Raw genomic sequence first — 15,372 nt, forward strand, 5'->3', positions numbered from 1 at the left:
CGCGTATTTCATAAAAATGAATTGCAGCCGATCATTTCAATATCGGTGCCGACTTTGCTAACAGCAAGCGCTTTTCCACTTGAATTTATAATTGCTCGCGCCTTATCAAAGTGATCCTTTACCGCCTTTGCCATGGCTGAAATAACCTGGTTCAATTGCCCGGCATCATGAGCCGCAAGCCCTTGTACTATAAGCAGGCGTTACAGACTTTTATTATATAGCGCTTGAATTGCGAGTCTGAGTTTGAGGTCACAATATTGAATATGCGCTTCCGGCATCCATGGCCTGTTTGCCACCCAGAAACACCCTTCGTAGTTTCGGGTATGCTGATAAACGAACTCGATAAAGGTGACGGCATTTCAATCCGAACAAACACAGGCGAGTCTTACTCTGTTATTCAGCTTATGCTGGCGGATGGCGGGTCTGTTCAACGTCTTATTCACTTGGCCGCGAACGGGAATGCCTCATATACGGTGCAGGGAAGCGCCGCCGCGGACGAGTCGGGAAAGCACTATTTCGATCACGGAAAGTGCGTGTATATCTACGAAACGCGATAAAGAAGAGCCGCGGAGTACCTCTGTCAACGCGCGCGGCCGGCGCGGCAGACGGGATAATTAATCTGTTGCCCTTTCAGTCGATACAACAGGATTCATCGGGAATAATAATGATAGCCGCCTTTCTGCTTGCTTTGGCATAAGCGCTGGGCGGCGTTGATGGCCTCTTCCTCGGTATCGAACCAATCCTTGCGCACGGTGCCGGGCGAACCGACACGGCCCCATTCGCGGATCAGCGACCAGTCACCGAACAGCCCCGGCATGATGATCAGTTGATAAAACCGGTTCATGTTTTTGTCCGCCTCGTTCCGGACCAGATAAATGCGGTTCATTTCAATATCGCCTTCAATTGAAAGTGCTTTTTCCAGGCTACATGGGCGATTTGTCCAGCGTTCATAGCAAAAAATCAGCCCTCCGGCAGTCTCGATAATTTTAAAACGGGATTAGAATTTATTCCGCCTGACGCGCCTGCGGGGGCATATCATAACCATTCCGCAACAAATGTGTCATGAAAGAATGGCGCAACCGACAAAGCAGACTCATTAATGCTTTGAATTTGCTCGACAATGCCAACAAGTTAGCCCAGGTTTCCTGATGCCCGTCTTTAAGGTATTATTTGGGGATTATAAATGCATTACCCATCTTCTGTATCAATTCAGGCCGTCCACCAAGCGGCGCTTTAAATCCAAGAGACCACCCATGATTTCATTAAATGAAGCACAAGCCAAAGCGGCGGCGGCCTACAATGCCGCTTCCGACCTGTTCGACCATCCGGCCAATACTTTCTGGAACCGATTCGGGCAAAGCACCATCGACCGGCTTGATCTAAAGCTTGGCTCATCAGTGCTCGACGTATGCTGCGGCACCGGCGCATCAGCACTGCCGGCGGCCGCACAAGTGGGGCTGTCAGGCCAGGTAATCGGCATTGATCTGGCAGAGAAACTGCTTGAACTTGCACGCACGAAGGCCGGCAATAATAATTTAAACAATGTTGAGTTTCGGGTCGGCGACATGCTGGCTACCGGCTTTCCCGACGCCAGTTTCGACGCGGTGGTTTGCGTGTTCGGGATATTTTTCGTGCCCGATATCCCGGCCGCTATCCGTGAACTGTGGCGAGTCCTGCGTCCGGGCGGCAAACTCGCCATTACGACCTGGGGGCCGGATTTCTTCGAGCCGGCCAATACGGCGTTCTGGAACGCCGTTCGCGATGTCAGGCCCGACCTGTATAAAGAATTCAACCCATGGGACCGCATCTCGGAGCCTTCAACGCTCAATGAAGTGCTGGTCGAAGGAGGCGTGCTCAAATCATCGATAGCGGCCGAATCCGCCGTTCACGCCATTGCATCGCCGGATGACTGGTGGACAACGCTGCTCGGATCGGGATACCGCGGCACGATCGACCAGATGGATTCGGACGCGATAGACTATGTTCGCCGGGCCAGTCTGGCATTCATAGCCGACGCGCGGCTACAAGACGTTCAGGCGAATGTCATCTATGCCGTTGCCGAAAAGCCTTGACCCAGCGCTGGATCGTGAAACAATCATTCGTCTGGTTGGAAAAGCGCCGATGATTTCAGAAAAATTCCGGGCGCTTGCCCAATACCGGCCTGCAATTCGTTACTCTGGCTTTCCTGGCACTGTGGCTGCGAAAATTTTGAACAGGCTCTGATAGGTTTGGCCGCCGCCAAATCATGATCCGGTTCCGAACCTGTCATCGATAACCTTGTGGCTCCATACCACTTCAGCATCTGATTCCTGGCCATTAAAGCTTCCGTTTCGCTGATTTCGCCTGCCAGGTCATGGCGTTCATCAGGGTCTTTTGCCAAATCGAACACCTCCATCGGCGCAGAATCAAATTTGTATATATACTTCCGCGAGCCCTTACGCATGCCTATGGCTATTCCCTCCAGAATGCAGCTATAGTAGAGCTCGCGGTCCTTCGGATTGTCCCTGAGAAGCGAAAGCCCGGGAGGCAGGTCACCGTTAGTGGAAAATCCAAGCATGTCTGCAATGGTCGGGAGAATGTCGACCTGCTGCCGGGGGCCAATGATTTTCCCTCCGTCGTGGAATAGAGACGGCGCAAAGATGAGCATTGGAATATGCAGTTCTTCTTCATACATAGAGAGCGCACGCTCCTTAGTGCCGCGCTCGCCGAAAGGCTCTCCATGATCGCCCAGCACAAAAAATATCGTGTTCTGGAATAACTCGCGGCGTTGAAATTCATTAAACAGCCGTTTAAGAAAATCGTCTATATAAGCGATACAATTAAGGTAATTATTGTAATCTTCGTTGCCACTCCCTATAAATTCCCGTTTTTTCCAAGTCGACGGAAAGGTGTATTTTTCGTGACCTACGTTTGTCATAACGGTCAGAAAAAACGGATTATGGTCTTTTCTTTGGGTATCTACCCAAGACATGATGGGGTCAATCATAACCCTGTCTTCAAGGCCAAAATAATTCACATGTTCATATGAAGTTTTACCATAGTCTTTTTCAGATACAATCTGGTCGAATCCCATATTGAAGAGCAGTTGACCTTCATTTTCGTAATTAAGATGAGTTGGAACAAAAAATGCTGATTTATACCCGGTCTTTCGCAACAACCTTGGAAGGCTTGCAAACTTCGGATTACCGGCCTCCCGGTAGGCCCAATACATTAGCGCAGAGTTAATGCTGGGATACATGCCATTCAGCACGCTTACCCATGCCGCGGATGTTCTTGGAATAACCGCATACATCTCATTGGCAACTAAGGATTTTTTACTTAACTCACGTAAGAATGGAGTATTTTGAAGCGACGGATTATAAACGCCGGTTGCATCGGCTCGCACGGATTCCAGCAGTACGACCACAATATTTAAGCGCTGTGCGCGGGCAGTCGGAACAAACTCAAGGTTCAACGCAGCCTGTCTTAGCGCTTTTCCCTCCTTGAATGCCTCAGTGGGTATGTCAGGTTGAAACAGCAGCTCCTGGCCAAAGTTAAGGACAATATTTCCTCTCAGTCGAATATATTCCTGACCGATGTGCTCGGGCGCAAGGATACCGGCGAGCAGGACCAGCCAGATCACCTTTCCTGCGTTGAACACTGACTTGTCTTGCTGCCAATTGATCCACGGATTCCTCGTTACTAATCGACTGATCAAGGGGCACAGCAATATTAAAAAAGGAGGTGCCAATATAGCAACGATGGTTTTCCAATTGACTTCGTCCCTTACCATATCCCACAGATCGTCGGCATTCGCAAGAAAGTACATTAACATCGACGCGTTGCCGTTCATGCCTGTTTTAAGATAATGGGCAAGTTCCAGACCGGCAACAGCCAAAATGGTTGCGCTTAAACAGATGAACAGCGAGAACACCAGCTGTCGCCATCGGTTGGGCACGACACTAAGAGCAAGAGTAGAAAGCAGGCCATACCCGACTAGAAAAAAGATGTCCGTTTGGTATATCCCGGACAGAAATTGAATATCTGACAGTGCATCTCCATACACATGGACAATCTGATACGCCCAGGAAGATTCAATTCCCGTTAGATTCTTCCCCTTTATCCCGGTCCAAAGGACCTTGGCCAAAGGCAAGGCAATCAATGGCAACAAAAACAGCAGGATTGCGCGCAACCAGCGCCGGATCGAAAGTCGCTGCCATAAGACGAAATAAGCTGCCAAGTACGCAACAGCAAGAAACGCCAGCGGCGACACCAGGAAGATGCGTATTCCTTCAAAGAGGGTCGGAGGTTCCCAACCCAGTGTTGATCGGGTAACAGGCCAGAGCGCGAAGAGAATTTTGTAGGTTTTGATTCCAATGATTCCTATTAGCGCAGGTATAATGATTGCGCTGACCATGCCTAGTGTATCGCTGGAAACCGGCAGTTTCGCCACGGTTAAGATGAAGTGTTTCTGCTTCTTGAAAAACTCTCGATAACTTATGTTCATGCAATATCTCCTTGATGTTTTGGGTTTAGCTTCCGACTCGGAAACCAATCCCATTTCCGATGGCAAGAGCCAGCGTCAATCAAAATTCCATCCAGGGGTATTCGGGCAGCCTTAGTTATGCAACAACGTTCAGCGTGCTTCCAGCCGACGTTCCTTTTTGGTTCTCATTGGTCACTTTCTTTTGCCGGCCGCAAGAATGGCCGACATGCCGCCACCAATTTCACATACTTGTTACAGAGAGCCGAGCGTTGTCCAAACCAAAAACCATTGGTTTAGTTGCTCAATCATTTGTTACGCGTGCAATTCGGCGAATCTATCTCCCAAACTGAGTTGCATATTTCCACCACCACTATTGTTTTAATTTTGTACGCATCTTCCAAAGACAGGGTCAGCCCTTGTAAAAGCACTAGCTGACAAAATGGTGTAATATTTATCGGCTATCATACGGAAGGCCTCTATGCCTGCGTAAGTTTTGAAATGTTGACTCATGCGCTTCATTAAAAGTTCAGCGCTTCTGCCGAGCATCAGTTTATGTCGAGATAATTAATCGTAGTTTGCAAAATCCCCGTACTTTGAATTGTGTCTGGGAACTAGGGGATTCAGGCAAAAGTCATCCATTCCGTGGCTGAAAGCCTTGAGCCGACATAATGCGCTGAAACTCAAGATCAGCCATGTTGGCGGATCAACGCTGTTAGATTCCCCTTCCAGTTTTCTTTTCCCCTGAATAATCATCAGAAACTGCCTTGTCGAGTCAAAACAAGCTTGCAATGGAATTATTATTTAAATATTCTGACTAAATAAGTAGGTTAATAATTACATTATTACTATTACAATTACTACTATGACAACTACCGCTGGCAGCAACTCGTCCAGAAATTAGCAGGACTTTCATCCAAGGTAGCGGTCGCCATGTTAGTTTAGATATTTTTCAGACGGCTGTTGCTTTTGAGCCAATCACGGAACATCGATTTTGAAAACATTACCCGGACTTACAATAGAGATAATGCAATCACTACTCCATTTTCCAGCCAACCTTAATAGCTTTTCAGCATTTAAGCTCAACGGGACATATTGCCTCATATGAAATTCCAGATCAGACAGTTTGCACTCATACTGGCTTTGGTCATCCTGAGCCTTCCCGATCTCGTTGGCGCCGAACAGAGGCAGTCCCTGCGTGTCGGCTCGGAAACCCGTTTTCCGCCTTATGCCGATATCGATGATCAGGGGCAGCCGACTGGTTTCACTGTCGAGCTGTTCGCCAGGGTTGCCGAAGTGATGGATATTCCCGTCACCTTCCAGTCAGACCGTTGGAGCACGGTCTGGCAAAAGCTCAAGACGGGCGAGATAGATGCCCTGCCACTGGTGGCGCGCGTGCCGGAACGCGAAGGACTGGTGGAGTTCACTGAACCGCACACGATTGGCTACGATGCCTTCTTCGTCCGCAAGGGACATGCCCCTCTCGAGTTTATTGAGCAGGCCCGGACTTTGAGCATTATCGTCCTGCGCTCGGACGCCTCTCACGACGCCCTTGCCAGCCGCGGCTTCAATCAGCAACTGGTGCTCGTAGATAATCTGACCGACGGCTTTCGCCTGCTGGCTTCAGGCCACCACGACGCAGTGCTGGCGCCGCTGCTGCAAGGCAACATTCTGTTGCATAAAACCGGCCTGGAAAAAATAGTCACGCCCGGTCCACTGCTCAAGGAATACCGACGGGAGTTCTGCTTCGCCGTACGCAAAGGCGACACTGAACTGCGTGACCGTCTCAATCAGGGCCTGGCCATCGTCAAGGCCAACGGGGAGTACGACCGGCTCTACAGAAAGTGGTTCGATATCGATACCTCCTTCACATTTCCGGTCAAGCACGTTGTTTGGGGCACTGTGATTATCGCTGGCCTATTGACTTTGCTAGGCCTGTGGACCTGGCAGCTTCGCCGCCAGGTGGCTTTGCATACTGCCGAGCTGGCTCAAGCCTATTCAGCCGTGCAAGCCGAACGTCAGCGACTGCATGATGTGCTTCAGGGACTCCCTGTCTACGTGGTGCTACTGACCCAGGATCACAAGGTAGCCTTCGCCAACCGATTCTTCGAACAGCGCTACGGTAACGCCCAGGGGAAACTCTGCTATGAATATCTGTTTAACCGCTGCGAGCCTTGCGAGCGCTGCGAAACCTTCAAGCCGCTGAAGACCAATGCGCCGCAGGAATGGCGATGGACCGGTCCGGATGAACATGTCTACGAGATTCATGATTTTCCTTTTACCGATACAGATGGCTCGCCGATGATCCTGGAAGTAGGCATCGACATTACCGAAATGAAACAGACCAAGCAGGCGCTACGCGAAGCCAATGCGTCACTGGAGCAGCGCGTGGCCGAGCGTACGGCCGAACTGGAGGCTGCGCGGCGAGAGGCCGAGCAGACTCGCGATCTGCTGCGGGTAACCATGGACAACGCACCGACGCTGATGTCTTATGTTGATAGAGAATGCCGATACCGTCGCGTCAATAAAAATTACGAATCGTGGTTTGGCTCTACCCCTGAACAGGTGTGTGGGCATCACATGCGGGAAATTCTCGGTGAGACAAGTTGGCAAACTCTTCGCCCTTACGTCGAACGGGCTCTGGCCGGAGAGCAGGTCGAGTTCGAACTCCAGGCGCCCTACATCGAGGGCGGCCCACGCTGGATTCACGCAACGTACTCTCCGGACTTCGACGCCGAGGGGCAAGTGCGCGGATTCGTGACGCATGTGCTCGATATCAGCAAACGCAAAGAGGCCGAGGAAGCACTGAAGGAGATCGACCGCCGCAAGGATGAATTTCTGGCCATGCTGGCTCACGAACTGCGCAATCCGCTGGCGCCGATCAGCAACGCCGTGCAAATCATGAAACGGCCCAATCTGGACGAAACGCGGCTGGCCTGGTGCCGCGATGTCATCGGTCGCCAGGTCGAGCATCTGGTCCAGCTGGTCGACGACCTGCTGGATGTCTCGCGCATCAGCCGCGGCAAGATCGAACTCAAGAAGGAGCCTCTCGCGGTGTCGGCTATCGTGCAGCGGGCGGTGGAAACCAGTCAGCCGCTGATCGAGGCTCGCCGTCATGCATTCACCGTACACCTGCCGCCTGAGCCGGCCTATGTCAAAGGCGATCTGGTCCGGCTGTCGCAAGTCGTGGCTAACCTGCTCACTAATGCCGCCAAATATACCGACGAGGGCGGCTACATCAGTCTGAGCGTTGAACCGGCAGACGACGAGATCTTCATCCGGGTCCGCGACAACGGCCGGGGCATTGAGTCTTCCGCACTGTCCAGTCTGTTTCAACTGTTCTATCAAGTGGACCACACTATCGACCGCGCGGAAGGCGGTTTGGGCATTGGCCTTGCGCTGGTCAAAAGCCTGGTGACGATGCACGGCGGCGAGGTCGGGGCCTACAGCGAAGGCCGCGGCCAAGGCAGCGAATTTGTCATCCGCCTGCCCTGCCTGCGGGAATCACCGGCCGCTCCTGTTTCCTATCCGGCAGATTCGAAGCCGGATGAAGGTTCGCTCCGCATTCTGGTGGTCGACGATAACCGCGATGCCGCCCAGAGTCTGTCCCTGTTGCTGAACAGCGAAGGGCACGAAGTATTGCAGGCCAATGATGGCTATACGGCCCTGGAAACCGCACTGGCTGAACGGCCGCAGGTCGTGCTGCTCGATATCGGCCTGCCCGGTATGGATGGCTACGCGGTTGCGCGGGCGCTCAGGCAACATCCCGCGTTGAAAATGACGCATCTGATCGCGCTGAGCGGATACGGACGCGAGGTGGACCGTGAGCTGGCATGGACAGCCGGATTCAACGATTATCTGACCAAACCGGTCAACTTTGACGAGCTACTGTGTGCCCTGGCCCAGCCATCACTTTCCGGCGCGGCACAGGACTAAGCCAAGCCGTAATAATTTCAATCCTTGAAGGTTATTACGGCTCTTCAGTTTTAATTAAAGAGAGACTGAAACCGATCTATTGATTTATGGAGGTGATCAGAACCTTATCAATTCGAGTTCCGTCAATGTCCACCACCTCAAAACGCCAGTCGCCGTATTCAAAATTGTCCGCCACATGAGGGACTCTTTCGAGATAGAACAGGATGAACCCTCCGATGGTATTGTAGACATTGGCCATCTCATCGGGAAAATCGGTATCTATATCAAGAATTGACTTCAGCCTTGCAATTGAGACACTCCCATCAATGAGCCACGAGCCATCATCGCGTTGAACCACATCAGGATCAAGTTCGGACTCGACTGTCGGGAAATCGCCGACAATGGCCGTCAAGACGTCGCTGAGCGCAACAAGGCCTTCCATTTCACCGTATTCGTCAACGATCAAGGCAAAATCAGCATGCTCTTCCCGGAAAAGCTCCAGAAGATGAGTGAGCGTTATGGAATCAGGAACGTACAGCGCTGGGCGCAATGTTTTCTCAATATCAAACACGCCTTCCATCATCGACTTCAATAAATCACCGCGGTGCAAAATCCCCAGCACATTCTCCAGACCATCCCTGCAAACCACTACGCGCGTATGCCGGCAATCTGCAATTTTCCGCTTAATCTCATCCTCCGCAGCCGCCAGATCGACAGCGACAATCTCCTGGCGCGGCGTCATAATCGCGCCGACGCGCAGTTCATCCAGTTTCAGCACATTGGCAACCAGCCTTTCTTCGCTGGCATGAAAAACGCCGGCTTCGGAGCCCATTTCCATCAACAGCTTGATTTCTTCGTTGGTGACCGACTCCTGGCGGGGACGGTGAGCACCGATGATGCGCAACAGCAAGTTTCCGGAAGACGACAGCAGCCAGACCAATGGACTGGCAATTCTGGCCAGGCCGCTCATCGGGCGGGCGATTACAACCGCAATGCTTTCCGAATGCAGCAAAGCCAATCGTTTGGGAAAGAGTTCGCCGATCACCACGGAAAAGTAAGTGATTAAAGCCACCGTCAGTGTCAGGGCGATGCCTTTGGCGTGAGGCGCGAGCGCCGGAATTTTCACAAGCTGCTCATAGATAGGCGCCGACAATGCATCTTCCCCCAACGCGCCGGTCAAAATACCGACAGAAGTGATGCCCACCTGAATAGTAGACAGAAAATGAGAGGGTTCTTCGCGCAGCTTGAGCGCGGCGTTAGCGCCTGATTTACGCTCGGAAGCCAGCTTTTGCAAGCGGGCCTTTCTGGAAGAAACAATCGCCATTTCCGACATTGCGAAAAGGCCATTGATAAGAATCAAAATAAGGATAAGACCGATGTCCATTATGTGAGCCGCCTCTTACCGTTACCGGTGCGACCGAGGAGTTAAATGAATTAGAATGATACCACATCGTCTGATCGTGGTAATGGAACTGGCAGGCAACTAACCTTTCGAATCAGACAGCTAATGAACTTTCAAAGGTGGGCCCATGAAAGCGATGCTATTAAGGCAGCTTTGCGATTTAAAAGATAATCAGGCGCCGCTTGAGTGGGTGGACCTTCCCGTTCCCGCTCCCGGCGACAGGGAAATTCTGCTCAAGGTTTCCGCTTGCGGCGTTTGCCATACTGAACTCGATGAAATCGAAGGCAGAACACCGCCACCGCATTTGCCGGTTATCCCGGGGCATCAGGTCGTGGGCCGCGTTGACGCGGTCGGCGGCAAGGTACAGCGTATCAAGAAAGGCGACCGGGTCGGTATCGCCTGGATCTTTTCCGCCTGCGGGACATGCAAGTTCTGCCTGGCCGGCTATGAAAATCTGTGCCCGGTCTTCGAGGCCACCGGCCGCGATGTCAACGGCGGGTATGCGCAATACATGACTGTCAACGAGGACTTCGCCTACCTGATTCCTGACGCTTTTTCCGATCTTCAGGCCGCGCCTTTGCTGTGCGCCGGCGCCATCGGCTACCGGTCGCTACGGCTGACAGGGCTTAAGGACGGGCAGCGTTTAGGCCTGACGGGATTTGGCGCATCAGGCCATCTGGTCCTGAAGATGGCCAAATACCGCTATCCGAACAGCGAGGTGTTCGTGTTTGCCAGAAGCGCCGAAGAACGGACGTTCGCCCTGGAACTGGGCGCCGTCTGGGCCGGCGAAACTGCCGAGAGAGCTCCCTGCAAACTGGACAGCATCATTGACACGACGCCGGCCTGGCAGCCGATCGTTGAGGCATTGGCGAATCTGGAACCGGGCGGCCGGCTGGTGATCAACGCGATCCGCAAGGAAGGCGACAAGCAGAGCTTGCTGCAACTGGATTATCCGCTGCATCTCTGGCAGGAAAAGGAAATCAAGAGCGTCGCCAATATTACCCGAGCCGATGTACAGGAATTCCTGAGCCTGGCCGCTGAAATGGATTTGAATCCCGAAATTCAGGTGTTTGCCCTGGAACGGGCAAACGAGGCATTGATCGAACTGAAAACAGGCAGAATCCGCGGCGCCAAAGTGCTGAGAATTGATTGATGACCTGCATGAACAACCTGGATCTGCAACAGTAGGGCACGAGACTGTGAAAGTATTTCCCCACCCAAGCGATTCACCGTTTTCCGACCGCCAATTTTTGGGGATTTGCGGGAATTTTCCGTCTGACCGGGCCATTTTTTCCAACCAGAAGTCCCTTTCCGCTCATTTTCTAGGCCAAAGCGGCGTTATTGGCCCCGTTCTCCGTCCGTTGGGCGCAATAATCCCTGAACTGATCGACGCCAAGCATGTTTAACACCCGCGTGAGGTTGTAGCACAAAACCATCAGGCCGAATTCGCCCCGGCATTTTTCCAGGCCGCGCACCCAAAAGTGGTGTATCCCGGCACGATGCTTGAGGGGGCCGAACGGGTGTTCGACCAGTTGGCTGCGGGTCTTCATTGCCGTTCCCGCGTTTTTCATACGCTGCAGGTGCCGTTCGACCACGCCTTCGTGTTCCCAGCGTTCGATCTTTTTATAGCGGCTTTTGGGGCTCAGGCATTGGCTGCGCAGCGGGCACGCCTTGCAAGCGGACACCTGGCTTTTGTATGCCTGGATGCGCTTGCCCTCCCGTTCCTGCAAGCCGCCGCAAGGGGCTAACACGTCGCCTTGCGGGCAGCGGTAGCGGTCCACTTCCGCCTCGTAGTGGAATTGATCGCGGGCGAAGCGCCCGGCCTTGGCCGCGGCTTTTCCCTTATTCGGGACCGGCACATAGATTTCAAAGTCCTTTTCTTCCGCCTGCCGGGCCTGTTCGCCGCTGAAATAGCCTACGTCGGCCAGACCCGTCAGGTATTCGGAGTGCAGCACTGCTTGCGCTTTTTCCAGCATCGGCACGAGTTGCCCCGTGTCGTTGCCGTCCTGGGTGACCTCGCTAGCGACTATCAGCTTGTGTTTGGCGTCCACGGCGATCTGCACGTTGTAACCGGCGGTGACTTTGCCGTGTTTGCTCAACAGGCGGGCATCCGGGTCGACCGTCGAAATTTGGCGGTCCGCCGATTGCTCCAGGCGCTCCCGCAAGGCCTGTTTTTCAGCTTGCTTCGCCTTAAGCCGGGCGATCTTCTCGCCGAGCGCCCCGTCTTCCACCAGACTCCCAAGTCCCGCCCGGTCATCCGCCGCGTCCTGTTCGGCCAGCGCACGCTGGTAGTCCTTGATTTTCTTCTCCAGTGCGGCCAATTGGTCATCCAGCTTTTTGGCCGTGTAACTGTGGGCCGTAGCGGTGTCGCCCTTGAAAAAGCTGCCGTCGACGCCGACCTGTTCACCGCCGTACAGACCGAGTTGCTTGCACAGCAGCATGAAGTCCTTGTTGCTCGCCTTCAGCGCTGCGCCGTTGTCCTTGCGGAAGTTGGCGATGGTTTTGTAGCACGGGTGCAAACCCTCGATTAGCCACATCACTTCCAGGTTGCGTACTGTCTCGCATTCCAGACGCCGGCTGGAATGGAGGCGGTTGAGGTAGCCGTAAAGGTACAGCTTCAGCAGTGCGTCCGGCGGGAAGGGCGGTTGCCCCACCTGCCCCCCGGGACCGGTGTTTTGAAAGCCGAGGGTCTGCAAGTCCAACGTCTCGACGTAGGCGTCGATGGCCCGGACCGGGTTGCCTTCGGACACGTATTCGTCAAGGCTCGGCGGCAGGAGCATCATCCGGTGGCGGCATTGGCCGGTTTTGTAGCGGCGTATCATCGTTTCTTTTTTATCAAAGGGATAATGACGTATTATACTTTGCGGCCTGGACGGAACGGTTGGATTCTTTCACAGTCTCGTACGCATCGCGTACCTTTTCAGAATCACAGCGGTGCTAACCATTTCGAACTCAAAAGCAGATTTAAAACTTACAGATGATACTAATGTCTTTTATATATTGAATTCGGATTCCTTAGCAACAGTAGGGCACGCAATGCGTACCTTTTCAGAATCACAGTGAGTCGGCAAACTTTGAAAATGGTATACGATGCATACCATTTTCTACAGAGCTTGATAGCTTGCGACAAGGACATGCCCATGACCAGAATCGACAGCAGCACGACAACCTCTTACACCTGCCCCATGCATCCCGAAGTACAGTCGGTGCAGCCGGGGAATTGCCCGAAGTGCGGCATGGCGCTTGAACCTGTCGAGAGTCCTCACCCCTCGTCCCGCACCGAATGGACCTGCCCGATGCACCCCGAGATCGTCCGCGACGAGCCGGGAAACTGCCCGATCTGCGGCATGGCGCTTGAGCCCAGGACAGTCGAGGCCGAGCAAGCCGAGCAGAACCCCGAGCTGACGGACATGAGCCGCCGGTTCTGGTTTGCCGCCGCGTTGACCGTACCGCTGGTCATTGTCGCCATGGGCGACATGCTGCCCGGCCGGCCCGTCTCACAGCTGTTCTCGATGCGGACCCGCACGCTCATCGAGCTCGCGCTCGCAACGCCTGTCTGCCTGTGGTCGGCGTGGCCTTTTTACGTCCGCGCCGTACAATCGGTGAAAAACCGCAGCCTCAACATGTTTACACTGATTGGGCTTGGTGTGAGCGTGGCCTATGTCTACAGCCTGATCGCCGCCTTATTCCCGGACATTTTTCCCGCCTCGTTCCGCGAGCATGGCGAGGTTGGCGTCTACTTCGAGGCCGCCGCCGTGATCGTAACGCTTATCCTGCTCGGCCAGGTCATCGAGCTGCGCGCCCGTAGCCGGACCAGCCAGGCCGTCAAGCAATTGCTCGGCATGCAGGCAAAAACGGCGCGACGCCTGGCCGACGACGGTACCGAGTCAGATGTGCCGTTGGATGCGGTGCAGGTCGGTGACCGGCTGCGTGTGCGGCCGGGCGAAAAAATACCGGTGGATGGCGTCGTGCTGGAAGGCGCCAGTTCGGTGGATGAATCGATGGTCACCGGTGAGCCGATCCCGGCCGAGAAGCACGAAGGCGACCGCGTCATAGGCTCGACCATCAACAGCACCGGCGGTCTGGTCATGCGCGCCGAAAAAGTCGGCGCCGAAACATTGCTGTCGCGCATCGTGGCGATGGTGGCCGAGGCGCAGCGCACCCGCGCGCCGATTCAGAAGCTGGCCGACGTCATTGCCGGTTATTTCGTTCCCATCGTGATTGTAATCGCGGTTATCACCTTTATCGTCTGGTCCCTGGCCGGGCCCGAACCGCGCATGGCTTACGCGCTCATCAACGCCATCGCCGTGCTGATCATTGCCTGCCCGTGCGCCCTCGGCCTGGCGACACCCATGTCCATCATGGTGGCGACGGGCAAGGGCGCCAGCGCCGGCATACTGTTCAGGAATGCCGAAGCCATCGAGTTGATGCGCAAGATCGACATGCTGGTCGTGGACAAGACCGGGACGCTGACCGAGGGAAAGCCGAAACTCGTCAGTATCACGACTGCCGATGGCATTGGGGAAAATGATCTCCTGCGCTTCGCTGCGAGCATTGAACGCGGCAGCGAGCATCCGCTGGCGGAAGCCATAGTAAAAGGCGCTGAACAGCGAGGCGTCGAGCCGGACCGCGCCGAAGATTTCGAGTCCGTTACCGGCCAGGGCGTCAAGGGTCGTGTTAATGGCCGGGACGTCGCACTCGGCAACCGCGCCCTGATGGACAGCCTGGGCGTCGATCCGGGTCCACTCGCAGCCCGCGCCGAGGAACTGCGCGGCGATGGCCAGACCGTCATGTTTATTTCGGTCGACGGCAAGCCGGCGGGACTCGTCGGCGTGGCCGATCCGATCAAGGACAGCACGCCCGACGCCATCCGGACCCTGCACAACGAGCGCATCCGCATCATGATGCTTACGGGCGACAGCCGGACCACGGCCCAGGCCGTCGCAAGTAAGCTCGGCATCGACGAGGTCATGGCCGAAATCCTGCCCGACCAGAAGGCCGACATAGTCAAACGCCTGCAAGACGAAGGCCGCATTGTGGCCATGGCCGGCGACGGCATCAACGATGCGCCGGCACTGGCTCAGGCGCATGTCGGCATCGCGATGGGCACGGGCACGGATGTTGCCATGGAAAGCGCCGGCGTCACGCTCGTGAAAGGCGATCTGCGCGGCATAGCCCGCGCCTGGCGGCTAAGCCAGCATACGATGGCCAATATCAAACAGAATCTGTTCTTTGCTTTTATTTATAATTTTGCCGGCATTCCGATTGCCGCCGGCGTCCTGTTTCCGTTCTTCGGGCTGCTGCTCAGCCCGATGATTGCCGCAGCCGCCATGAGCTTCAGCTCAGTATCCGTGATCGGCAACGCCCTCAGATTGCGTGGCGTGAAATTGTAAAAAACACCATTCCACTTTCTGCAAGCGCAAGGCATAAGATAGCCATGCGCGTAATTCCGAAAATTAACTGTCAATGATAAGTGCCGTATTTTTTATTGAAAAACCTGCCTCAATCTCCTATGCTCAGCGGTAAGGTTTTCATTTGTTATAAAAAATCTTGCTATTCAATTAATCCTAAATAACTCAAACTATAAAGGGAA

8 protein-coding genes are annotated in these 15,372 nt (G+C 54.1%); 4 read left to right on the top strand and 4 right to left on the bottom strand.

What is annotated here, in order from left to right:
- Positions 1 to 649: 649 nt before the first annotated feature.
- Positions 650 to 886: a WGR domain-containing protein gene (locus METLU_RS0110345; RefSeq protein ID WP_036243021.1), complete on the bottom strand. Its 237-nt coding sequence runs from the start codon at positions 884 to 886 to the stop codon at positions 650 to 652.
- Positions 887 to 1,253: 367 nt separating this feature from the next.
- Between METLU_RS0110345 and METLU_RS0110350 the strand changes: the two genes are divergently transcribed.
- Positions 1,254 to 2,072 carry a class I SAM-dependent methyltransferase gene (locus tag METLU_RS0110350; RefSeq protein ID WP_027158150.1) on the top strand — a complete coding sequence of 273 codons (819 nt, stop codon included), beginning with the start codon at positions 1,254 to 1,256 and terminating at the stop codon, positions 2,070 to 2,072.
- A 23-nt stretch (positions 2,073 to 2,095) separates the two neighbouring features.
- Here METLU_RS0110350 and METLU_RS0110355 read toward each other — a convergent pair whose 3' ends face one another.
- Positions 2,096 to 4,486, bottom strand: coding sequence for an LTA synthase family protein (locus METLU_RS0110355; protein ID WP_027158151.1), 2,391 nt, complete (start codon positions 4,484 to 4,486; stop codon positions 2,096 to 2,098).
- Positions 4,487 to 5,566: 1,080 nt separating this feature from the next.
- Here METLU_RS0110355 and METLU_RS25085 point away from each other — a divergent pair.
- Positions 5,567 to 8,398, top strand: a complete 2,832-nt coding sequence (locus METLU_RS25085; RefSeq protein ID WP_081679076.1) for a transporter substrate-binding domain-containing protein — start codon at positions 5,567 to 5,569, stop codon at positions 8,396 to 8,398.
- A 76-nt stretch (positions 8,399 to 8,474) separates the two neighbouring features.
- On the opposite strand, the gene METLU_RS0110370 is transcribed toward METLU_RS25085, so the two are convergent.
- Positions 8,475 to 9,761, bottom strand: a complete 1,287-nt coding sequence (locus METLU_RS0110370; protein ID WP_027158153.1) for a hemolysin family protein — start codon at positions 9,759 to 9,761, stop codon at positions 8,475 to 8,477.
- A gap of 145 nt (positions 9,762 to 9,906) precedes the next feature.
- On the opposite strand from METLU_RS0110370, the gene METLU_RS0110375 reads away from it, so the two are divergent.
- Positions 9,907 to 10,932, top strand: coding sequence for a zinc-dependent alcohol dehydrogenase family protein (locus METLU_RS0110375; RefSeq protein ID WP_027158154.1), 1,026 nt, complete (start codon positions 9,907 to 9,909; stop codon positions 10,930 to 10,932).
- Between the two features lie 169 nt (positions 10,933 to 11,101).
- Here the strand turns inward: METLU_RS0110375 and METLU_RS0110380 are convergent, their stop codons facing one another.
- The gene (locus METLU_RS0110380) at positions 11,102 to 12,601 is read right to left on the bottom strand and encodes an IS1182 family transposase (RefSeq protein WP_036243024.1); all 1,500 of its coding nucleotides are present in this window, start codon (positions 12,599 to 12,601) and stop codon (positions 11,102 to 11,104) included.
- Between the two features lie 318 nt (positions 12,602 to 12,919).
- Here METLU_RS0110380 and METLU_RS0110385 point away from each other — a divergent pair, with 318 nt between their 5' ends.
- The gene (locus METLU_RS0110385; RefSeq protein ID WP_027158156.1) at positions 12,920 to 15,172 is read left to right on the top strand and encodes a copper-transporting P-type ATPase; all 2,253 of its coding nucleotides are present in this window, start codon (positions 12,920 to 12,922) and stop codon (positions 15,170 to 15,172) included.
- Positions 15,173 to 15,372 lie beyond the last annotated feature (200 nt).

Origin of the sequence: Methylobacter luteus IMV-B-3098 (assembly GCF_000427625.1) — a bacterium.
Lineage (GTDB): Bacteria > Pseudomonadota > Gammaproteobacteria > Methylococcales > Methylomonadaceae > Methylobacter > Methylobacter luteus.